This is a genomic window from Streptomyces bullii (assembly GCF_042657145.1).
GTDB lineage: Bacteria > Actinomycetota > Actinomycetes > Streptomycetales > Streptomycetaceae > Streptomyces > Streptomyces bullii.
In genome coordinates this window covers 437,285-460,143 of the sequence record NZ_JBHSNY010000001.1, presented here as the reverse complement: position 1 = coordinate 460,143, position 22,859 = coordinate 437,285, and the positions used below count along the sequence as shown (strand labels likewise).

Genomic DNA, 22,859 nt, shown 5'->3' with positions numbered 1-22,859 from the left:
GGGTTCCGGGGGCTTTCGCACGGGTACGTAGACTGGCCCCGTGAGTGAGCTCCCCCCGAACGGCAACGACGACCAGCCCGACCCCCTCGACTCCTTCGACGAGATCATCGCGGAGGAGACGCACCGCGATCCCGATCTCGCGGTCATCGAGGCCGGCAGCCGTACCCTGCGCACGCAGGGCGGGCCTCCGCAGGCCGACGTGCCCGCGCGGCCCCAGGACCCGGAGGTCGACAGGGCCCTGCGGGAGGTCGAGGGCGAACTCGCGACCCGCTGGGGCGAGACCAAGCTGGAGCCCTCCGTCAGCCGCATTGCCGCGCTGATGGACGTCCTGGGCGAGCCGCAGCGGTCGTACCCCTCCATCCACATCACGGGGACGAACGGCAAGACCTCCACCGCCCGCATGATCGAGGCCCTGCTCGGCGCCTTCGACCTGCGCACCGGGCGCTACACCTCCCCACACGTGCAGTCCATCACCGAGCGGATCAGCCTGGACGGCGCTCCCATCTCCGCCGAGCGCTTCGTCGAGACGTACCAGGACATCAAGCCGTACGTGGAGATGGTCGACGCGCGGCAGGAGCACCGGCTGTCCTTCTTCGAGGTGCTCACGGGCATGGCGTACGCCGCCTTCGCCGACGCGCCCGTGGACGTCGCCGTCGTGGAGGTGGGCATGGGCGGCAGCTGGGACGCCACCAACGTGATCGACGGGGACGTCGCCGTCGTCACGCCCATCGACCTCGACCACACCGACCGGCTCGGCTCGACCCCGGCCGAGATCGCGACCGAGAAGGCCGGGATCGTCAAGCGGGACGCGACCGTGATCATGGCCCAGCAGCCGGTCGACGCGGCGCAGGTGCTGCTGAAGAAGGCCGTGGAGGTCGACGCGACCGTGGCCCGGGAGGGGCTGGAGTTCGGGGTCGTGTCGCGGCAGGTCGCCGTCGGCGGCCAGCTGATGACGCTGCGTGGGCTCGGCGGCGAGTACACCGAGGTCTACATCCCCCTGCACGGCGCCCACCAGGCGCACAACGCGGCCGTCGCGCTCGCCGCCGTCGAGGCCTTCTTCGGGGTCGGTGCGCAGCGGGCCGAGCCGCTCGACGTGGAGACCGTGCGCAAGGCATTCGCGTCCGTCGCCTCGCCGGGACGGCTGGAGGTCGTACGGCGCTCGCCCACCGTCGTCCTCGACGCGGCGCACAACCCGGCGGGCGCGCGGGCCACGGCCGAGGCGGTCGGCGAGGCGTTCCAGTTCAGCCGGCTCATCGGGGTCGTCGGCGCCAGCGGTGACAAGAACGTGCGGGGCCTGCTGGAGGCCTTCGAGCCGATCTTCGCCGAGGTCGTCGTCACCCAGAACTCCAGCCATCGCGCCATGGACGCCGACGAACTCGCCGCGATCGCCGTGGAGGTGTTCGGCGAGGACCGTGTGCAGGTCGAGCCGCGGCTGCCCGACGCGCTGGAGGCCGCGATCACGCTCGCCGAGGAGGAGGGCGAGTTCGCGGGCGGCGGCGTGCTCGTGACCGGCTCCGTGATCACTGTCGGCGAGGCCCGACTGCTCCTGGGAAAGGGCTAGGTTCCCGATGCGTACGCTCTGCTCCTCGACGCTGATCGGCGAGTTCTTCATCATCGGCTTCGCCGGGCTGGTGGCGATGAAGGACCCGGGCCTGTCCGTGAGCACGGTGTGGACGGTGTGCGGTGTCGCCATGTTCCTGTGCCTGGTGCTGTGCGGGATGGTCACCCGGCCCGGCGGGGTGGCCCTCGGCTGGGCCCTGCAGATCGCCCTCGTCGCCTCCGGCTTCTTCGTCCCGCACATGTTCTTCATGGGGGCAATCTTCGGGGCGCTGTGGTGGGCGTCGGTGCACTACGGGCGGAAGGTGGACGAGGCGAAGGCCCGGTTCGCGGCCCAGGCCGACCAGCCTGACGCTGCGTAACAGGTGCCCGGACACGCACGGTAACCTCTTCCTCCCGCACAACCTTTGATTCCAAGGAGCCCGTCGTGAGCCAGCGCACCCTCGTCCTCCTCAAGCCCGACGCCGTCCGTCGCGGCCTGACCGGCGAGATCATCAGCCGTATCGAGCGCAAGGCCGGCTGGCGGATCACGGCGCTGGAGCTGCGCACCCTGGATCAGGAGACCCTGGAGCAGCACTACGGCGAGCACAAGGGCAAGCCGTTCTACGAGCCGCTGGTGGAGTTCATGGCCTCCGGGCCGGTCGTCGCGATGATCGTCGAGGGTGAGCGGGTCATCGAGGGCCTGCGCCAGCTGGCCGGTCCCACCGACCCGATCGCCGCGCCCCCCGGTTCCATCCGCGGGGACTTCGGCGTGATCGTCCGCGAGAACCTGATCCACGCCTCCGACTCGGAGGAGTCCGCCGAGCGCGAGGTCAAGATCTTCTTCCCGGGCCGGGCGTAACAGCACGACGGTGCAGGTCCGGGGGCACCCCACGGCACGGCCCCCGGACTCTCCGGCATATGCGTGGCGATCGAGGGAACGATGGTCCCCGAACGCTCGTCTCCAGAAGCGAAGCCGTCCCGCATCTGCTGACAATGGCGGAGACCCTCCCGCAGTGTTCGCGAAGGCGCGTCTACGATGGAAGCCTTCACGTCACAGCACCCACCACGCCTACCTGACAAGCCCTCAAAAAGCTCATGGGAAGGCCAGACGAATCCTGATGGGGAACTCAATGTCGTTCATCGGCCGTGACATGGCTGTCGACCTCGGGACCGCCAACACGCTGGTGTACGTCAGGGGTCGCGGGATCGTACTCAACGAACCGTCCGTCGTCGCGATCAACACCAACACCGGTGGCATCCTCGCGGTCGGCGCCGAAGCGAAGAAGATGATCGGGCGCACGCCCGGCAACATCGTTGCCGTACGTCCGCTGAAGGACGGTGTCATCGCCGACTTCGAGATCACCGAGCGGATGCTCCGCTACTTCATCCTGAAGATCCACAAGCGGCGGTATCTGGCTCGGCCGCGAGTCGTCGTCTGTGTGCCCTCGGGCATCACCGGCGTCGAGCGCCGCGCCGTCATCGAGGCGTCGTCCCAGGCCGGCGCGCGCCAGGTGCACATCATCGAGGAGCCCATGGCCGCGGCCATCGGCTCGGGCCTGCCGGTCCACGAGGCCACGGGCAACATGGTGGTCGACATCGGCGGCGGCACCACGGAGGTCGCGGTCATCTCCCTCGGCGGCATCGTCACCGCCCAGTCCATCCGCGTCGCCGGCGACGAACTGGACAACGCGATCATCCAGCACATCAAGAAGGAGTACTCCCTCCTGCTGGGTGAGCGGACGGCCGAACAGATCAAGATCACGATCGGTTCGGCGTACGACCTCGACACCGACGAGCACACCGAAATCCGCGGCCGGGACCTGGTCTCCGGGCTGCCGAAGACCGTCGTCATCTCCGCGGCCGAGGTGCGCAAGGCGATCGAGGAACCGGTCAACGCCATCGTCGACGCTGTCAAGACGACCCTCGACAAGTGCCCGCCGGAGCTGTCCGGCGACATCATGGACCGGGGAATCGTTCTGACCGGCGGCGGAGCGCTGCTGCGCGGCCTGGACGAGCGGCTGCGGCGGGAGACCGGCATGCCGATCCACATCGCCGAGGACCCGCTGGACAGCGTGGCGCTGGGCTCCGGCAAGTGCGTCGAGGAGTTCGAGGCGCTCCAGCAGGTGCTGGACGCCCAGCCGCGCAGATGAGGTAACTGTTCGATTCCGCCGTACGGGACGACCTCCTCTCGTACGGCGGATCGTTGATACCGAGGCATAAGCTCCCCCCAGCGAGCTCTCCACGACGAGCTCCGGACAGCGAGCTCCACGACGAGCTGCCGAGCGAGCTGTGCCGCCCGGCCCGAACACCTGAACATCCCGACACCTCCTACCCGTTCTCGACGAGGAAGGCACGGCCGCCGCACGTGAGGGACACACGAGAGAGCCGGCTGCTCCTGGTGCTGCTGATCGCGATCGCGTTCGCGCTGATCACGGTGGACATCCGCGGCGGGGAGGACTCACCGGTCGACGGTGCCCGGCGGGGCGCGGCCGCGGTCTTCGGCCCGATCGAGAGCGGGGTGTCCACCGCGGTCGGCCCCATTGGCAACGCCGTCTCCGCGATCCGCGACTCCGGCGAGCGGCACGACCGGCTCGCCCGGCTGGAGAGGGAGAACGCGGCCCTGAAGGCCCGGCTCGGCAGCGACGACCGCAGCCGCAGCCGTCTGCGTCAGCTCGACAAGATGCTGAAGATCGCCGGCAGGGGCCAGTACGGCATCAAGGGCGCCGAGGTCATCGCCATAGGAGCGGCGCAGGGCTTCTCCTGGACCATCACCATCGACGTCGGCGCCAACGACGGCATCAAGCGCGACATGACCGTCCTCAACGGGGACGGCCTGGTCGGGCGGGTGACGACCGTCGGGCCCGACACGGCGACCGTGCTGCTGGCCAGCGACCCCGACTTCACCGTCGGCACCCGGATGGAGGGCAACGACGAGCTCGGATTCGCCTCCGGGCAGGGTGACCGCCCGCTGCGCGTGGAGCTGCTCAACGGAAAGGCCGAGGTGAAGAAGGGCGACCGGCTCGTCACCTTCGGCTCGCAGGCGGACCGGCCGTTCGTGCCCGGTGTGCCGGTCGGTGTGGTCTCCCGTGTGGACCCCTCCGGCGGCGACCTGACCCGCACCCTGTACGTGACGCCGTACGTCAGCTTCACCAAGCTAGACATCGTCGGCGTCGTCGTGGAGGCCCCGAAGAAGGACCCACGCGACACGGTGCTCCCGGACAAGCCCAAGCCGACCCCCACGCCGACCGTGACGGTCACCGTGACGCCGGGCGCCGAAGACGCCCAGGCACCCGGTGACGGTCAGGCGTCCGCGGACGGCCAGCCCCAGCAAGAGCAGTAGGAGCTGTCACCTCATGCGCGTCAACCGGATCCTGCTCTCCTCCTCGCTGGTCGTCGTCGCCCTGGTCCTCCAGGTCAGCGTCCTGGCCCGGCTCCACCTGCCGGGCGCGGTCCCCGACATACTGCTGCTCACCGTCCTCGGGCTGGCCCTGGTGTACGGGCACGTGGGCGGCGCCCTCATCGGCTTCGGCGCGGGGCTGCTCGCCGACTTCGCGCCGCCCGCCGACCACGCGGCCGGCCGCTACGCCCTGGTGCTGTGCGTCATCGGCTACCTCGCGGGCCTCGTCAAACCGGAGACCGGCCAGCTCAAGTCGGCGACCGGCCCCATGATCGTGGTGGTCGCCGCCGCGATCGGCTCCACGCTGCTGTACGCCGGGGTCGGCGCCCTCGTCGGCGACACCGCCGCCCGCCACGTCGGCCTCGGCAGCCTGCTGTTCACGGCCGCCCTGTACGACCTGCTGCTCGCCCCGTTCGTCGTGCCCGGGGTGATGGCCCTGGCCCGGCGTGCCGAGAACGACCCGCTCGCCGAGACCACCACGACCAAGGGCACCGACATCTCCTCCGGCTGGCTGTCCGGCGGCACGGGCCTCAGGATCGGCGGCCAGCGGGGCGGGATGCGGGTGAAGGCGGCCCGGGCTCGGGTGGCCCGGGCGGGACGCATCAAGGGGGTCAAGCGGCTGTGACCTCGGCAGAGTTCACCAGAACGGGTGATGGCGGGAGGAACCCGGCCGGGCCGGCCCGCCGTTCCACCCTCGTACGCACGAACACATCACTTGAACCCGCACAGACGTACGCGCACTGAGAGGGGGAGACAGCCGCAGTGACCAACATTCCCGAGACCGGCCGCAGCCCGCGGGTCCAGATCCGGCTCATCGTCATCCAGGTCCTCGTCCTCTCCCTCCTCGGCACCCTCGGCGGACGCCTGTGGTACCTGCAGATCCGCGAGGGCGAGGCCTATGCCAAGGAGGCCTCCGGCAACCACGTCCAGCAGGTCGTCCAGCCCGCCGTACGCGGCTCGATCCTGGACGCGCGCGGAGTGCCGCTCGCCGACAACGAGACCCGGCTGGTGGTCTCCGCCTCCCGCACCGACCTGCTGAAGATGAAGGACGACGGCAAGGCGGTCCTCACCAAGCTGGCCGGTGTGCTGGGCATGACGCCCAAGGAGGTCATGGAGAAGGTGCGGCTGTGCGACGCCAAGACGCCGCAGCCCTGCTGGAACGGCTCGCCGTACCAGCCGATCCCCATCACCGACGAGGCCACCCCGAAGCAGGCCCTGCAGATCCGCGAGCGCGCCGAGGACTTCCCCGGCATCACCGCCGAACCGCAGGCCGTACGCCGTTACCCGAGCCCCGGCAGGGCCAACACCGCCCAGGTCCTCGGCTACCTCTCGCCCGTCACCGACGAGGAGATCCAACAGGCGAAGGACACCAACTCGCCCTACCTGCGCTCCGACCAGGTCGGCCGCTCCGGCCTGGAGCGCGAGTACGACAAGGAGCTGCGCGGCAAGGCCGGCGTCACCCGCTACGAGGTCGACAACCTCGGCCGTGTCATCGGCCAGGCGGAGGCCGACCCCGCCCAGCCCGGCGACAACCTCGTCACCAGCCTCGACGCCCGCGTCCAGCGGGTCGCCGAGTACGAGCTGAACGAGGCGATGAAGCAGGCCCGCAAGGAGCACGACCGCAACACCGGCACGAACTACAAGGCAGACTCCGGAGCCGTCGTCGTGATGGAGGCCAAGACCGGGCGGGTCGTCGCCATGGCGTCCAACCCGACCTACGACCCGAACGCCTGGGTCGGCGGCATCTCCGCCAAGGACTACGCCAAGCTCACCGGCAAGAAGTCCAACTACCCGCTGCTGAACCGCGCCATTCAGGGCCAGTCGGCGCCCGGCTCCATCTTCAAGGTGATCCCGACGGCCGCCGCCGTCAACGCCGGCTACTCCTTCAACGGCCCCTACAACTGCTCCAGCAGCTACTCCATCGGCGGCCAGGTCTTCAAGAACTTCGAGTCGCAGAACCACGGCCCGATCAGCCTCGGCCGCGCCCTTGAGGTCTCCTGCGACACCGTCTTCTACCGCCTCTCCCACGAGGAGTGGAAGCGCGACGGCGGCACCAAGCCGAAGAAGAACCCCAACGACTGGTTCTACAAGACCGCCCACCAGTTCGGCCTCGGCAAGGAGACCGGCATCGACCTGCCCAACGAGGTCACCGGCCGCGTTCCCGACCGCCAGTGGAAGCTGAACTACTGGAAGGCCAACAAGGACGCCTGGTGCCGCACCGGCAAGAAGGACGGCGACTACGCCCAGCGCATCGCCTACGAGAACTGCCTCGAAGGCAACCGCCTGCGCGCCGGTGACTCCGTCAACTACTCCATCGGCCAGGGCGACACCCTCGTCACCCCCATCCAGATGGCGACCATCTACGCGGCCATCTCCAACGGCGGCACCATGTACACCCCCACCGTCGGCAAGGCCGTCATCAGCGCCGACGGCAAGCAGGTCACGCCCATCAAGCCGCAGTCGCACGGCAAGCTGCCGATGACCCAGAAGACCCGCGACGAGATAGACGAAGCCCTCGCGGGAGTCGCCACCCGCGGTACGGCCGCCTGGCGGTTCGGCGGCTGGCCGCAGGACAAGATCCCGATGCACGCCAAGACGGGTACCGCCGAGGTCTACGGCAAGCAGACGACCTCCTGGTTCGCCACGTACACCAAGGACTACGCGATCGTCATGACGATCTCCCAGGGTGGTACGGGCTCCGGCGCCTCGGGCCCGGCCGTCCGCAACATCTACAACGCGCTGTACGGGGTCTCCCCGGACGGCGAGATCGACAAGAAGAGGGCGCTGCTGCCCGCTCCGCAAAAGGCCCTGCCCAAGGTCAAGACGGACGGCACCATCGCCGCCCCGAAGATCCCCAAGGACCCCGCGAAGGACCAGCGGGCCACCGAGAAGGACGACAACGCCCTGACCGACCCGACGCAGCCGGCGACGGCGGCGCCGCCGACGCCGGAGAACCGTGACACCCGCAGGCGGCGCCGCGGGCGGGGAAGCCGGAGGTTGCTGACATGACCGGCGGCGTGAACAGCTTCCAGGTCTCCGGCTACGGGCCCGAGCGCTCCGGCTGGACGCGGATCCTCGCCCGTGACTCGGTGGCCCGACGGCTCGACTGGCCGATACTGCTGTCGGCGACGGTCCTGTCGCTGCTGGGCTCGCTCCTCGTCTTCTCGGCGACCCGCAACCGCACCGAGCTCAACCAGGGCGACCCGTACTTCTTCCTGGTCCGGCACCTGCTGAACACCGGTATCGGGTTCGCCCTGATGGTCGGCACCGTCTGGCTCGGCCACCGCACCCTGCGCACGGCCGTGCCGATCCTGTACGGCGTCTCGGTGTTCCTGATCCTGCTGGTGCTCACCCCGCTCGGCTCCACCGTCAACGGCGCCCACTCGTGGATCAAGCTCGGCGGCGGCTTCTCGCTCCAGCCCTCGGAGTTCGTGAAGGTCACGATCATCCTGGGCATGGCGATGCTGCTGGCGACCCGGGTCGACGCCGGCGACAAGCAGCACCCCGACCACCGCACCGTCCTGCAGGCCCTCGGCCTGGCCACGGTGCCGATGCTCATCGTGATGCTCATGCCCGACCTCGGCTCGGTCATGGTCATGGTGGTGATCGTGCTCGGCGTGCTGCTCGCCTCCGGCGCCTCCAACCGGTGGGTGTTCGGGCTGCTCGGCGCGGGACTGATCGGCGCGCTCACCGTGTGGCAGCTGGGCGTGCTGGACGAGTACCAGATCAACCGCTTCGCCGCCTTCGCCAACCCCGAGCTCGACCCCGCGGGCGTCGGCTACAACACCAACCAGGCCCGTATCGCCATCGGCTCCGGCGGGCTGACCGGCGCCGGGCTCTTCCACGGCTCCCAGACCACCGGGCAGTTCGTGCCCGAGCAGCAGACGGACTTCGTCTTCACGGTCGCGGGGGAGGAGCTGGGCTTCGTCGGCGGCGGCCTGATCATCGTCCTGCTCGGCATCGTGCTGTGGCGGGCCTGCCGCATCGCCCGCGAGGCGACCGACCTGTACAGCACGATCGTCGCCGCCGGCATCGTCGCCTGGTTCGCCTTCCAGACCTTCGAGAACATCGGCATGACGCTCGGCATCATGCCGGTCACCGGCCTGCCGCTGCCGTTCGTGTCGTACGGCGGTTCGTCGATGTTCGCGGTGTGGATAGCGGTCGGCCTCCTGCAGTCGATCCGGGTGCAGCGGCCCATGTCGGCGTGAGCGGCGTCGGAGTTGTCGGGGGCCGGCGTGAGGGGAGGCCGGCGTGACGGGCGGCCGACGTAGGGGAGGCGGCTGAGCGCGGCAGACGCGAGCGCGGGCCGGGCGGGCCCCTGCCGTACAGGCCCCCCGGCACGACCCCTGCCGCACGGCCCCCCGCGCGACTAGATTCGGCCCATGGCGGACACCAAGCGCGAGATCGAGCGGAAGTACGAGTCCGAGGACAGCGGACTGCCCGACCTGACCGGTGTCGCCGGAGTCGCGGCCGTCCTCGACAAGGGCGTCGACCATCTCGACGCGACCTACTACGACACCGCCGACCAACGCCTCGCCGCGTCCGCCATCACCCTGCGCCGCCGCACCGGTGGCTCCGACGCCGGCTGGCACCTGAAGTTCCCCGTGGCCCCCGGGGTCCGCGACGAGATCCGCGCCCCGCTGTCCGACACCGTCCCCCGCGCCCTGACCGGGCTCGTCCGCTCCCGCGTCCGCGACACCGAGCTGCTGCCTGTCGTCCGGCTGCGTTCCGACCGCGACGTACGCCACCTCGTCGACGCCGACGGCCGGCTGCTCGCCGAGGTCAGCGTGGACGCCGTACGGGCCGACCGGCTCACCGGCGACGGCGGTCAAGCGCAGTGGACCGAGATCGAGGTGGAACTCGCCGACGGCGGCGACCCGGCCTTCCTCGACAAGGTGGAGAAACGGCTGCGCAAGGCGGGCGTACGGCCGTCAGCGGCGGCGTCGAAGCTGGCCCGGGCCCTGGCGGAGACCGCGCCGCAGAGGAAGCGGCAGTCGGAAAGGAGCTCTTCGGGAAAGAGCACTTCGGGAAAGAACTCCGCCGGGAAGAGCTCTGCCGGGAAGAACTCTGCGGGGAAGAGCGGGGAGAAGGAGCAGAAGCGGCGGGAACGCCAGGTCGGGGCGCCGGCTGCAGAGGCCCCGGCCGCCGGTCTCGTCACCGCCGGCGAGCACGTCCTGGCGTACGTCCGTGCCCAGCGGGACGCCATCGTCGAGCTCGATCCGGCCGTGCGGCGGGACGTGGACGACTCGGTGCACGGCATGCGGGTCGCCACCCGTCGGCTGCGCAGCGCCTTCCGCTCCTACGGCACGGTCCTCGACCGGGCCGTGACCGACCCGATCGGTGCGGAGCTGAAGTGGCTGGCGGGCGAGCTGGGCGTCGACCGCGACCAGGAGGTGCTGACCGAGCGGCTGACGGCCGCGCTCGACGAACTGCCGCGCCCGCTCCTGACCGGCCCCGTCCGCACCCGCCTGCGCACCTGGTCCCACGCCCGGCGCGGCGGATCACGGCGCCGCCTGATCGCCGTACTGGACGGCAGCCGGTACCTGGAGCTGCTGAACACGCTCGACGCCCTGCTCGCCGACCCGCCGCTGCGGAAGGCGGCCTCCGGCAGACCGGAGAAGGTGATCGGGCGGGCGGTGCGGAAGGACTTCCGGCAGTTGTCCGTGCTCGTGGAGCGGGCCCTCGCCCTGCCGCCCGGTGACGAGCGCGACGTCGTCCTGCACGAGTCGCGCAAGAGGGCCAAGCGGACGCGGTACTCGGCGGAGGCGGCCGTCGGCGCCCTCGGGGCCCGCGCCGCCGACCTCGTGAGGTCGATGAAGTCCCTCCAGGGCCTGCTCGGCGACCACCAGGACAGCGTGATGACCCGCGAGGCTCTGCGCGATCTGGCCCGGCAGGCACACGCGGCGGGGGAGAACGCCTTCACGTACGGGGTGCTGTACGGGCGGGAGGAGCGGCGCGGCCCGCGTGGAGGCGGAGCTGCCCGGAGCCTGGCGGGCGATCACGCACGGGACCGCGGACGGGATCGTGGACGGGGCGGTGCGCTGAAGCGTGCGGGGGACCTCTCCGGCCGCGTTAGGCTAGATGGTCACCCCTGTCAGCACACGAAGGTTCCGCGAGATGCCTGCCGAAGCCGCTGAGTCTGTGTTCCCGCAGCTCGAAGCTCTGCTCCCGCATGTGCAGAAGCCGATCCAGTACGTCGGCGGAGAGCTCAACTCCACGGTCAAGGACTGGGACTCCTGCGATGTCCGCTGGGCGCTGATGTACCCGGACGCCTATGAGGTAGGGCTCCCCAACCAGGGCGTCATGATCCTCTACGAGGTCCTCAACGAGCAGCAGGGCGTCCTCGCCGAGCGCACCTACAGCGTGTGGCCGGACCTCGAGGCGCTGATGAGGGAGCACGGCGTTCCGCAGTTCACGGTGGACAGCCACCGGCCGGTGCGCGCCTTCGACGTGCTCGGCCTGAGCTTCTCCACCGAGCTCGGCTACACCAACATGCTCACGGCCCTGGATCTGGCGGGCATCCCGCTGGAGGCCAGGGACCGCACGGTGGACGACCCGATCGTCATGGCCGGCGGGCACGCCGCGTTCAACCCGGAGCCGATCGCCGACTTCATCGACTGCGCGGTGATCGGCGACGGCGAGCAGGCGGTCCTGGAGATCACCGCGATCATCCGCGCCTGGAAGGCGGAGGGACGCCCCGGCGGCCGCGAGGAACTGCTGTTCCGCCTGGCGAAGACGGGCGGGGTGTACGTCCCCGGCTTCTACGACGTCGAGTACCTCCCGGACGGCCGCATCGCCCGCGTCGTACCGAACCGGAGCGGTGTGCCGTGGCGGGTCTCCAAGCACACGGTGATGGACCTCGACGAGTGGCCGTACCCCAAGCAGCCGCTGGTGCCGCTCGCCGAGACGGTCCACGAGCGCATGTCGGTGGAGATCTTCCGCGGCTGCACGCGCGGCTGCCGCTTCTGCCAGGCCGGCATGATCACCCGTCCGGTCCGCGAGCGCTCCATCACCGGCATCGGCGACATGGTCGACAAGGGCCTGAAGGCGACCGGCTTCGAGGAGGTCGGCCTGCTGTCCCTCTCCTCGGCGGACCACAGCGAGATCGGCGACATCGCCCGGGGCCTGGCGGACCGCTACGAGGACGACAAGATCGGCCTGTCGCTCCCCTCCACCCGGGTGGACGCCTTCAACATCGACCTCGCCAACGAGCTGACGAGGAACGGCCGCCGCTCCGGCCTCACCTTCGCCCCCGAGGGCGGCAGCGAGCGTATCCGCAAGGTCATCAACAAGATGGTCTCGGAAGAGGACCTGATCAGGACCGTAGCGACGGCCTACGGCAACGGCTGGCGCCAGGTGAAGCTGTACTTCATGTGCGGCCTGCCGACGGAAACGGACGACGACGTCCTCCAGATCGCCGACATGGCGACCCGGGTCATCCAGAAGGGCCGCGAGGTCTCCGGCTCCAACGACATCCGCTGCACGGTCTCGATCGGCGGCTTCGTCCCCAAGCCGCACACGCCGTTCCAGTGGGCGCCGCAGCTCTCCGCCGAGGAGACGGACGCCCGCCTGGCCAAGCTCCGCGACAAGATCCGCGGCGACAAGAAGTACGGCCGCTCGATCGGCTTCCGCTACCACGACGGCAAGCCCGGCATCGTCGAGGGCCTCCTGTCCCGCGGCGACCGCCGCATCGGCGCCGTCATCCGCGCGGTGTACGAGGACGGCGGCCGCTTCGACGGCTGGCGCGAGCACTTCTCCTACGACCGCTGGATGCAGTGCGCCGAGAAGGCCCTCGCCCCGTACGGCGTGGACGTCGACTGGTACACCACCCGCGAGCGCACCTACGAGGAGGTCCTGCCCTGGGACCACCTGGACTCGGGCCTCGACAAGGACTGGCTCTGGGAGGACTGGCAGGACGCCCTCGACGAGACGGAGGTCGAGGACTGCCGCTGGACGCCGTGCTTCGACTGTGGGGTGTGTCCGCAGATGGACACCCACATCCAGATCGGCCCGACCGGCAAGAAGCTGCTGCCCCTCACGGTCAAGAACGCGGCCCCGGCTCCGAGCGGACCCGGGCACTGAGGCGAGCGACGCGCTCGGTCGGGTGAGGGACGCCCTGGCGGAGGCGAGCGCGGACGCCTCGCTGAGCCTTTGGCGACCATGGGAGCCCCCTTCGGCTCGAAGGGGGCTCGCTTGGTGTGTGCGGCATGGTGACGCCCCTGTGGGGCGGGGCTTCGGCACGGCGCACGGAGGGCGGTGACCTGCCCGCGCCAGGCGGCGTACAGAGGAGCTGCCAAGCCCAGGTTGCTGCCTTGCAGGGCTTGCTGGGCACGGGCTGGCAGGCGCCGGCCTTCAGGGCGTCGTCCCTGATGCATGCGGACGAGATACCGCCGTTCGACCCAGGGCACCTGGCGTGGCCCGCGCGCGCGAGGCCCGACCGGCCTTGTGTACGTGGGCGTCGGGGTATCGACGACCAGACGGTGCTGCGCCCCGGTTGCTCCACGCGCGCGTGCGCCCGGCGTGAGCCGTCATGGCGCGGTACCGCATCCGAACGGGTCGCTGAGGCGTCTACGTCGGTGTGGAGCCACAGAAGCCGCCCTCCGCGTACGACCAGCTGCACGAGCAGGCCGCGCCGGTCGTGCGGCAGCCGTCGCCCGAGGGGTGCCTGACCGTCGCGATCCGGATTCCCGTGCGGATCGTGGTGCTCGTGCTGGTCGTGCCGGTGCGGATGGTCTGGGACGCGCTCGTCGTCGCCGGGCGGTTCCTGAACGCCACGGTCCTCGGGCCGCTGGGGCGTGCGCTGCTGTGGCTCGGGCGGGCGGTCTTCCTGTGGCCGTTCGTGGGGCTGTGGCGGTATGTCCTCCTCCCCGTCGGCAAGGGGCTGGCCTGGCTCGGGAACGTACTCGTCGTCATCCCGGCGGTGTGGGTCCACCGGTATCTGCTGACGCCGGTCGGGCACGGCCTCGCGTGGCTCGGGCGCGGCATCGGGGCCGGGGCGGCGTGGGTGTACGCGCGCGTGCTGACACCCGTGGGGCACGCGCTGATGTGGGTCCTCAGGGGGGTCGGCGCCGTGCTCGCCGCCGTCGGGATCGGCGTCTGGACGGCCGTCGCGTGGCTGGTGCGGTACCTCGTCGTCGTACCCGCGCTGTGGCTGTACACGTGGGTGCTCACGCCGGTCGGGCGGGCCGTCGCCTGGTGCGTGAGGGGGTTCGTGTGGCTGGTGACCGAGACCGTCACCGGGATCGGCATGGCCCTGTACTGGACCGCCCGGATCCTGTTCGTGCTGCCGGCGCTCGCCGTGTGGCGCTGGCTGCTGGTGCCCGTCGGCCGTTTCCTCGCCGTCGTCGGACGGGAGGTCCGGGACGCGTTCGGGCACGCCTGGCGGATCGCCGGACGAATCTCGCTCGCCGTCGGTCGGTTCCTCGCCACGCTCCTCCGGTGGACCCTCGTGGAGCCGGTGCGGTGGGCGTACCGGACGGTGCTGACCCCCGTGGGGCACGTCATCAGGGACACGGTGCTGCGCCCCGCCGCCGAAGCCGCGCGCAGCGTGGGACGGGCCACCCGGCAGGCCCTGGCCTCGGCCCGGGAGTCCGCGCGGCAGGCCCGCGCGGACTTGCGGCGGATGCTGCTCGGGGAGCCGCGCGAGCCGCGGCCGGTGGACCGGCGGGAACCTCTCGGCCGCGAGGCACGTACTCTTGGTAGCAGTACGACCGCTCTCACGAAGGACTAGGACACTGGGCAAGCGACAGCCCGAAGGCCCGCCGCCCGCACCCGCGGTGCAGCGCATCCGACTGCGCTACACCAAGCGCGGCCGCCTCCGGTTCACCAGCCACCGTGACTTCCAGCGCGCCTTCGAGCGTGCGTTGCGCCGTGCCGAAGTGCCGATGGCCTACTCGGCGGGGTTCACGCCGCACCCGAAGGTGTCGTACGCCAATGCCGCACCCACCGGCACGGGCAGCGAGGCGGAGTACCTGGAGATCGCGCTCACCGAGCCGCGTGACCCGGAACAGCTGCGCGCCCTCCTCGACGAGTCACTGCCCACCGGGCTCGACGTCGTCGAGGCGGTCGAGGCCCGGACCTCGGGGCTCGCCGACCGGCTGACGGCTTCCGTCTGGGAGCTGCGGCTGGACGGCGTGGACCCGGCCGAGGCCCGGCGCGCGGTAGAGGCTTTCAACGCGGCCGAGACGGTCGAGGTGCAGCGCCTGACCAAGAACGGCGTGCGCACTTTCGACGCCCGGCCCGCCGTCGTGAGCCTGGAAAGCCCCGACAGAACAGAAACACACAGTTCGCAGGCCGATAGGCCGACCGACCAGCCCTGTGCGATACTGCGGCTGGTTGTTCGGCACGTGACGCCTGCCGTACGACCCGACGACGTCCTGTCCGGTCTCCGCGCCGTGGCCGACCTGGCGCCGCCGGTCCCCGCAGCGGTGACCAGGCTGGCGCAGGGGCTGTTCGATGAAGAGACCGGCACGGTGACCGACCCGCTCGCGCCCGACCGCGAGGCAGCGGAGGCCCTTTCAACGGCCGATCCGACTGCCGCCGCGCCGGCGCCGGCGTAAGGAAGGTCCCGCGTAGGGACGCACGTCGAAGCGCCGCCCTCGAACCTCGGGAGCCACCTGGGTCGGGCAGCGCGCCGACCAGAAGACTTTCGCCAGGCCGTACGCATTCGGCGTACGGAACCGGCGAGACAGGACACAGAGAGCTCCCGTGCGGCGCCCGCGCCCCGGACGGCGGCAACCGCGCACCGCGCGAGCCGCGGACGTCAACGGCGATCGACGAGATCGATGCCGGACCAGGCGCGGCGCCCGGGAGCCTGACGGGAGAAATGCCCGCATGCTCGAGCCGACCGAATCCACCGAGGGTTCCGAACTGAACACCCCCAGCGACACTCTGCCGCCGCGCCGTCGGCGCCGTGCCGCGTCCCGCCCGGCGGGTCCGCCCGCCCACACCACCTCCGACGTCCCGGCCGAGACCGTGACACCGGCCCTGCCGCCTGCGGAGTCCGTCGACGCGCTCGCTCAGACGGACGTGGCCGACGAGAGCGACGAGACCGATGAGACCGCGGTGGTCGCCGAGGCCGCTCAGGCCGGGGAGGCCGCCGCTCACGCCGAGGCTCCCCAGAGCGCGGAGACGGCAGAGAAGGAAGGCGAGGGCGACCAGGCGGCGCAGGCCGACGCCGTGCCTGCCGGTCGTAAGCTCCGTCGTGTCGTCCGCCGTGCGTCCGCGCCCGCAGGGGCACCGGCTGCCGCGGAGGCGGCCGAGACCGTGGTGCCGGCCGCTCCGGCCGCCGGGGAGCCGTCGGACGCGTCGGAGGCGGCCGAGACCGCCGCCGTGTCTGCCGCGCCTGCTGCGGCTTCCGCGCCGGCCGAGGGAGCCGAGAGCGTGGAGAGCACCGCTCCTCTTCGTAGCCGGCGCCGTGCCACGCGGAGTGTGTCGTCGCCGACCGCGGCGTCGGCGCAGGCCGCGTCCGCCGAGGCGCCGACTGCGACGCAGAGCGCCGGGGCCGTTGAGACGCCTTCCGCTGTGGAGAGCGGCGAGGCCGCTGAGGCGCCCGCCGCCGCCACGAGCACGGGGGCCGTTGAGGCGCCCGCCGCCGTGGGCAGCGAGGCCGGTGAGGAAGCGGCTCCGCGTCGGACCCGGCGCCGGGCCTCGCGCCGCGTCTCCGCGCCCGCCGCGACCCCGGAGCCGGCCGAGACCGCCGAGGCTACGGCCGCTGCCGGGCGGGCGGCGGCACCGGAGGCGGAGAGCTCCGCCGAAGCACCGCAGCCGGTGGTGTCCGCCCGGTCCGCCGACACTGCCGAGACCACCGAGACCACCGAGACCGGTGCGGAGGCCGCTCCGCGCCGGACCCGGCGCCGGGCCTCGCGCCGCGTGTCCGCCCCCGCCGGGGCCCCCTCGGCCGACGAGGCCGCAGAGGCGGCCGAAGACGCTGACGCCGCTGCGTCGGCGCAGGTTGCCCAGTCCGGCACCACTGCGGCGTCTGCCGAGACCACCGCGCCCGCCGGGTCTACCGCGCCCGCCGCGTCCTCCTCGTCCGCCGAGGAGGCGAACACCCCTGTGACAGAGACCCCCGCCACCGAGACCCCCGCGACCGAGCCCGCGTCCGCGAAGGCCCCCGAGGCTCCCGCCGAGGCCGCTCCCGCCGCGGAGGACGCAGCTCCGCGCCGCGCCCGCCGCCGGGCCGTACGCCGGGCCGCCACCGGGTTCTCCGAGCCCGCGCAGCCCGCCGCGGTCCCGGCGGCCGAGCCCGAGGCGCCGCAGCGGCCGGTGCGGCCCGCCGTCGCGGTGTTCCAGCCGCCCGTGTTCACCGAGCCGAAGTTCCAGACGCCCGAGCGGGCCGCCGCCGAAGCGGCCGCCGAGGCGGCCGAGGCCGAGGAGCCGGAAGAGACCGAGGAGTACCCGGAGGAGCAGCCCGCCGGGTCGCGCCGCCGCCGTCGGCGCCGGGGCTCCGGCGACGAGCCCGAGGGCCAGGCCGTCGAGACCCCCGCCAAGACCACCTCCGCCGAGGACGAGGACGAGGACGACGACGAGGGCGAGGAGCCCGAGGAGTCGGCCGAGGACCGGGGCGGCGAGGAGGACAGCGAGGGGACCGGGTCCCGCCGGCGCCGTCGCCGTGGCGGTCGTCGCCGTCGCCGCGGCGAGTCCGCCGAGAGTGACGGCGAGGCCGGTGAGCCCACCGACGCCGAGTCCGAGCGGTTCGCCGCCGAGCAGGCCGAGCAGGACGCCGAGGACACGGCCGAGCAGGTCGAGGAAGACGAAGAGGACACGGACGAAGGCGCCGAGGGCCGCGAGGAGCAGGGCGCCGGGGCCGGCGGCTCCAGCAGCAGCCGTCGCCGTCGCCGCCGTCGTCGCCGGGCCGGTGACACGAGCGTCGACACCGAGCCCACCCCCGAGGACCCCGAGCGGACCGTCGTCAAGGTCCGTGAGCCCCGCAAGGCCGCCGAGCCGTCCGACGAGGTGCAGTCCATCAAGGGCTCGACCCGTCTGGAGGCCAAGAAGCAGCGCCGCCGCGAGGGCCGCGAGCAGGGCCGCCGCCGCGTGCCGATCATCACCGAGGCCGAGTTCCTGGCCCGCCGCGAGGCCGTCGAGCGCGTGATGGTCGTCCGGCAGAACGGCGACCGTACGCAGATCGGCGTCCTGGAGGACGGCGTGCTCGTCGAGCACTACGTCAACAAGGAGCAGTCGACCTCGTACGTCGGCAACGTCTACCTCGGCAAGGTGCAGAACGTGCTGCCGTCGATGGAGGCCGCCTTCATCGACATCGGCAAGGGCCGCAACGCCGTGCTGTACGCCGGTGAGGTCAACTTCGAGGCGCTCGGCATGGCCAACGGGCCGCGCCGCATCGAGTCCGCCCTGAAGTCGGGCCAGTCCGTGCTCGTCCAGGTCACCAAGGACCCGATCGGGCACAAGGGCGCCCGCCTCACCAGCCAGGTCTCCCTGCCCGGCCGCTACCTGGTGTACGTGCCCGAGGGTTCGATGACCGGCATCAGCCGCAAGCTGCCCGACACCGAGCGGTCCCGGCTGAAGACCATCCTCAAGAAGATCGTCCCCGAGGACGCGGGCGTCATCGTGCGCACCGCCGCCGAGGGCGCGAGCGAGGACGAACTGCGCCGGGACGTCGAGCGGCTCCAGGCGCAGTGGGAGGACATCCAGAAGAAGGCCAAGAACGGCAACGCGCCGACGCTGCTGTACGGCGAGCCGGACATGACCGTCCGGGTCGTGCGCGACATCTTCAACGAGGACTTCTCCAAGGTCATCGTCAGCGGCGACGACGCCTGGCAGACCATCCACGGGTACGTCTCGCACGTCGCGCCGGATCTCGCCGAGCGGCTCCAGCGGTGGACCTCCGAGGTCGACGTGTTCGCCACGTACCGGATCGACGAGCAGCTCGCCAAGGCGCTGGACCGCAAGGTCTGGCTGCCGAGCGGCGGTTCGCTGGTGATCGACCGGACCGAGGCGATGGTCGTCATCGACGTCAACACCGGCAAGTTCACCGGCCAGGGCGGCAACCTCGAGGAGACCGTCACCAGGAACAACCTGGAGGCGGCCGAGGAGATCGTGCGCCAGCTCAGGCTGCGCGACCTCGGCGGCATCATCGTCATCGACTTCATCGATATGGTGCTGGAGTCCAACCGGGACCTGGTGTTGCGGCGCCTGCTGGAGTGCCTGGGCCGGGACCGTACGAAGCACCAGGTCGCCGAGGTGACCTCGCTGGGGCTCGTGCAGATGACCCGCAAGCGGGTCGGCCAGGGCCTGCTGGAGTCGTTCTCCGAGACCTGCGTCCACTGCAACGGCCGTGGTGTCATCGTCCACCTGGACCAGGCGGCCTCCACCGGGGGCAACGGCAAGCGCAAGAAGCGTGCGCGGGCCGGTGCCGCCGAGCAGCCGCACGAGCACGAGGCGGCCGTCGCGCTGGCGACGGAGACCGCCGAGCAGGAGGCGGAGGCCGAGGCCGAGGTCGTCGCCGAGGTGGCCGAGCCGGTCGCGCTGCCGGCGCCGGACTTCGCGCCGGACGAGGAGCTGTACAGCAGCGCCGCCGAGGCGGAGGCCGCGGCCACCCGCGGTCGTGGCCGCCGCCGCGCGAGCCGGCGGGCGTCGGCTCCGGCGGGCGCGCCGCGGAGCGAGTCGGCGAAGGCCGACTCCGCCAAGCCCGCGAAGGCCGCGGAGGCGCAGCGCGCGGAGGTGAAGGCCGAGGAGACCCAGGCCGCCGCGCCGACGGCTCAGGACGTGACGGCCGAGGAGGAGGTCGCGCGTCCGGTGCGGCCGGAGCCGGCCGCCGAGGCGCACGCCGAGCCGGTGGCCGTCGAGGACCCGGTCGTCGAGACCGCCCCGGCCCCGGCCACCGAGGAGGCCGCGCCCAAGGGCCGTACCCGGCGGCGGGCGACCCGCAAGGTGTCCGCTCCGGCCGGTTCGCCGGCGGGGGCGGAGGCGGCCGTGGTGACGGTTCCCGAGACCACCGCCGTGCCGTCCGAGCCGAAGGCCGAGGAGACGCCGGCCGAGCAGGCCGAGGCAGCTGAGGCGGCCGAGGCACCCGCCGAGACCGCCGCCCCGGCCCGCCCGAGGCGCCGTGCCGTCCGGAAGCCCACCACGCCCACCGCGTCCGAGGAGACGGCCGTCGTGGTCGTCCCGTCGGCCCCGGCGGACGAGAGGGCCGAGGGCGCTCCTGCCGAGCCGGTCACCGCCGAGCAGACCGCGGGGGAGGCCGCCGAGGAGACCGCCGAGGAAGCGGCTCCGGCCAAGAAGGCCGTCCGCAAGACGGCGAAGAAGGCCACGGCGAAGAAGGCCGCCACGAAGAAGACCGCGGCCAAGAAGACGGCCGCCAAGAAGACGACGGCCAAGAAGGCGGCGAAGACCGCCAAGACGGCCGCCGCCAAGAAGTCGGCGTCCAAGAAGACGGTGGCGGCGGAGCAGAGCACGTCGTCCGTCTCGGCCTCCACGGACGAGGGCTGACACCCGCCGGGGCGTGCGCGGGCTTCCCGCGCACGCCCCGGACCGCGGCCCGCGTGACCGGTCGCACATCCGTGGGCCCCGGCCCGGTTTGACCCCTTCGGCCGCGGGCCCGTAACCTTGACCGTCGGTCGGCGTGTCCCTTGACGCGCCACATCCCCGTAAACCTCATCCTCCCGGGCGCCGGGCGCTCAGGAGAGGCCGTTCGCGTGCCGGACGGCTGGCCTGCGGGGGTGCCGTTCCCCGAGCGAGAGAGTGAGTTCCGCGTGTACGCCATCGTGCGCAGCGGTGGTCGCCAGCACAAGGTTGCTGTCGGCGACATCGTTGAGGTTGACAAGATTTCCACCGCCAAGGTTGGCGACACGGTCGAGCTCTCGACCCTGCTCGTCGTTGACGGCGACTCCGTGACCAGCGACCCGTGGGTGCTGGCCGGCATCAAGGTCCAGGCCGAGGTCGTGGACCACCACAAGGGCCAGAAGATCGACATTCTGCGCTACAAGAACAAGACCGGTTACCGCCGTCGCCAGGGCCACCGCCAGCAGTACACGGCGATCAAGGTCACCGAGATCCCCACGGCTGCGAAGTAAGGGACTGAGAACAGATGGCACACAAGAAGGGCGCATCGTCCACCCGGAACGGTCGCGACTCGAACGCCCAGCGGCTCGGCGTGAAGCGCTTCGGCGGTCAGGTCGTCAACGCGGGTGAGATCCTGGTCCGCCAGCGCGGCACCCACTTCCACCCGGGCTCCGGCGTCGGCCGTGGCGGCGACGACACGCTGTTCGCGCTGCAGTCCGGTGCGGTGCAGTTCGGCACCAGCCGTGGCCGCAAGGTCGTGAACATCGTTCCGGTCGCCTGAGTCACCTGAATCGCTGATTCACGGCTCGACCGAACGTTTCGCGAGGCGGACCTCACTTCCCCGGGCGGGAAGCGGGTCCGCCTTTCGCGTGTTAGCAAGAGACATCCCCATACGTTTCTGGAGGCACTGCACCATGACCACCTTCGTGGACCGCGTCGAACTGCACGTCGCCGCGGGTAACGGAGGCCACGGCTGTGCCTCCGTCCATCGTGAGAAGTTCAAGCCGCTGGGCGGGCCGGACGGTGGCAACGGCGGACGCGGCGGCGATGTGATCCTCACCGTCGACCAGTCCGTCACGACCCTCCTCGACTACCACCACTCCCCGCACCGCAAGGCCACCAACGGCAAGCCCGGCGAGGGCGGCAACCGGTCGGGCAAGGACGGACAGGACCTGGTCCTGCCCGTGCCGGACGGCACCGTCGTCCTGGACAAGGCCGGCACCGTGCTCGCCGACCTGGTCGGGCACGGCACCTCGTACGTCGCCGCGCAGGGCGGCCGGGGCGGGCTCGGCAACGCCGCGCTGGCCTCCGCCCGGCGCAAGGCACCGGGGTTCGCGCTGCTCGGTGAGCCGGGGGACGTGCGGGACATCGTCCTGGAGCTGAAGACCGTCGCCGACGTGGCGCTCGTGGGATATCCGAGCGCCGGCAAGTCGTCCCTCATCTCCGTGCTGAGCGCGGCGAAGCCGAAGATCGCCGACTACCCGTTCACGACGCTCGTGCCGAACCTGGGCGTGGTGACGGCCGGGTCGACCGTCTACACCATCGCGGACGTGCCGGGGCTGATCCCCGGAGCCAGCCAGGGCAAGGGGCTTGGGCTGGAGTTCCTGCGGCACGTCGAGCGGTGCAGCGTGCTCGTGCACGTGCTGGACACCGCGACGCTGGAGTCCGACCGCGACCCCGTCTCCGACCTCGACGTCATCGAGGAGGAGCTGCGGCAGTACGGCGGGCTGGACAACCGGCCGCGGATCGTCGTCCTGAACAAGGTCGACGTGCCGGACGGCCGGGAGCTCGCCGAGATGGTGCGGCCCGACCTGGAGGCCCGCGGGTACCGGGTGTTCGAGGTGTCGGCGGTGGCGCACATCGGGCTGAAGGAGCTGTCGTACGCGCTGGCCGACCTCGTCGCGAAGGCGCGTGCCGCCAGGCCGAAGGAGGAGGCGACGCGGATCGTCATCCGGCCGAAGGCCGTGGACGACGCGGGCTTCACCGTGACGCGCGAGGAGGTCGGCGGCGAGCCGCTGTTCCGGGTGCGTGGCGAGAAGCCCGAGCGCTGGGTGCGGCAGACCGACTTCAACAACGACGAGGCGGTCGGCTACCTCGCGGACCGGCTCAACCGGCTCGGTGTGGAAGAGGAGCTGATGAAGGCCGGGGCCCGGACGGGCGACGGCGTCGCCATCGGCCCCGAGGAGAACGCGGTCGTCTTCGACTGGGAGCCTTCCGTCATGGCCGGAGCCGAGATGCTCGGACGACGCGGTGAGGACCACCGGCTGGACGGTGTGCGGCCGGCCGCGCAGCGCCGCCGGGACCGGCAGGCCGAGCACGACGAGGCACAGCGCGAGTTCGACGACTTCGAGCCGTTCTAGGCGAGGCTCCTGCCCGACGGCAGACCAGGAGCGTGACAGAA

At 71.6% G+C, this 22,859-nt stretch carries 16 protein-coding genes; all 16 read left to right on the top strand.

Annotated features, from left to right (window positions below):
- Nucleotides 1-40: 40 nt before the first annotated feature.
- Nucleotides 41-1,561, top strand: coding sequence for a bifunctional tetrahydrofolate synthase/dihydrofolate synthase (folC, locus tag ACFPZJ_RS02125; protein WP_381016311.1), 1,521 nt, complete (start codon nucleotides 41-43; stop codon nucleotides 1,559-1,561).
- 7 nt (nucleotides 1,562-1,568) lie between these two features.
- Nucleotides 1,569-1,919, top strand: a complete 351-nt coding sequence (locus ACFPZJ_RS02120) for a DUF4233 domain-containing protein (RefSeq protein WP_381016308.1) — start codon at nucleotides 1,569-1,571, stop codon at nucleotides 1,917-1,919.
- 65 nt (nucleotides 1,920-1,984) lie between these two features.
- Nucleotides 1,985-2,398: a nucleoside-diphosphate kinase gene (ndk, locus tag ACFPZJ_RS02115; protein WP_381016307.1), complete on the top strand. Its 414-nt coding sequence runs from the start codon at nucleotides 1,985-1,987 to the stop codon at nucleotides 2,396-2,398.
- Nucleotides 2,399-2,669: 271 nt separating this feature from the next.
- Nucleotides 2,670-3,689, top strand: coding sequence for a rod shape-determining protein (locus ACFPZJ_RS02110; RefSeq protein WP_006133575.1), 1,020 nt, complete (start codon nucleotides 2,670-2,672; stop codon nucleotides 3,687-3,689).
- 215 nt (nucleotides 3,690-3,904) lie between these two features.
- Nucleotides 3,905-4,879, top strand: a complete 975-nt coding sequence (gene mreC / locus ACFPZJ_RS02105) for a rod shape-determining protein MreC (RefSeq protein WP_381016305.1) — start codon at nucleotides 3,905-3,907, stop codon at nucleotides 4,877-4,879.
- A 13-nt stretch (nucleotides 4,880-4,892) separates the two neighbouring features.
- Nucleotides 4,893-5,561 carry a rod shape-determining protein MreD gene (mreD, locus tag ACFPZJ_RS02100; RefSeq protein WP_381016302.1) on the top strand — a complete coding sequence of 223 codons (669 nt, stop codon included), beginning with the start codon at nucleotides 4,893-4,895 and terminating at the stop codon, nucleotides 5,559-5,561.
- 137 nt (nucleotides 5,562-5,698) lie between these two features.
- Nucleotides 5,699-7,945 (top strand): penicillin-binding protein 2, encoded by a 2,247-nt coding sequence (gene mrdA, locus ACFPZJ_RS02095; RefSeq protein WP_381016301.1) that lies wholly within the window; start codon nucleotides 5,699-5,701, stop codon nucleotides 7,943-7,945.
- Entirely contained in the window at nucleotides 7,942-9,144 is a 1,203-nt protein-coding gene (gene rodA / locus ACFPZJ_RS02090; RefSeq protein WP_381016298.1) for a rod shape-determining protein RodA, read from the top strand. Before mrdA ends, rodA begins: the two co-directional genes overlap by 4 nt.
- A 174-nt stretch (nucleotides 9,145-9,318) precedes the next feature.
- Complete coding sequence (locus ACFPZJ_RS02085; protein WP_381016296.1) at nucleotides 9,319-11,073, top strand: CYTH and CHAD domain-containing protein; 1,755 nt, start codon at nucleotides 9,319-9,321, stop codon at nucleotides 11,071-11,073.
- Nucleotides 11,054-13,018 (top strand): TIGR03960 family B12-binding radical SAM protein, encoded by a 1,965-nt coding sequence (locus ACFPZJ_RS02080; RefSeq protein ID WP_381016293.1) that lies wholly within the window; start codon nucleotides 11,054-11,056, stop codon nucleotides 13,016-13,018. The genes ACFPZJ_RS02085 and ACFPZJ_RS02080 overlap by 20 nt, the downstream gene beginning before the upstream one ends.
- A 496-nt stretch (nucleotides 13,019-13,514) precedes the next feature.
- Complete coding sequence (locus ACFPZJ_RS02075; protein ID WP_381016291.1) at nucleotides 13,515-14,666, top strand: hypothetical protein; 1,152 nt, start codon at nucleotides 13,515-13,517, stop codon at nucleotides 14,664-14,666.
- 46 nt (nucleotides 14,667-14,712) lie between these two features.
- Entirely contained in the window at nucleotides 14,713-15,495 is a 783-nt protein-coding gene (locus ACFPZJ_RS02070; RefSeq protein WP_381016289.1) for a TIGR03936 family radical SAM-associated protein, read from the top strand.
- Nucleotides 15,496-15,769: 274 nt separating this feature from the next.
- Complete coding sequence (locus ACFPZJ_RS02065) at nucleotides 15,770-20,386, top strand: Rne/Rng family ribonuclease (protein ID WP_381016287.1); 4,617 nt, start codon at nucleotides 15,770-15,772, stop codon at nucleotides 20,384-20,386.
- A 263-nt stretch (nucleotides 20,387-20,649) separates the two neighbouring features.
- Complete coding sequence (gene rplU, locus ACFPZJ_RS02060) at nucleotides 20,650-20,970, top strand: 50S ribosomal protein L21 (protein WP_004001309.1); 321 nt, start codon at nucleotides 20,650-20,652, stop codon at nucleotides 20,968-20,970.
- A 14-nt stretch (nucleotides 20,971-20,984) separates the two neighbouring features.
- On the top strand, nucleotides 20,985-21,239 hold the full coding sequence (gene rpmA, locus ACFPZJ_RS02055; protein WP_381016283.1) for a 50S ribosomal protein L27: 255 nt from the start codon (nucleotides 20,985-20,987) through the stop codon (nucleotides 21,237-21,239).
- 133 nt (nucleotides 21,240-21,372) lie between these two features.
- Nucleotides 21,373-22,818 carry a GTPase ObgE gene (gene obgE / locus ACFPZJ_RS02050; RefSeq protein WP_381016280.1) on the top strand — a complete coding sequence of 482 codons (1,446 nt, stop codon included), beginning with the start codon at nucleotides 21,373-21,375 and terminating at the stop codon, nucleotides 22,816-22,818.
- Nucleotides 22,819-22,859 lie beyond the last annotated feature (41 nt).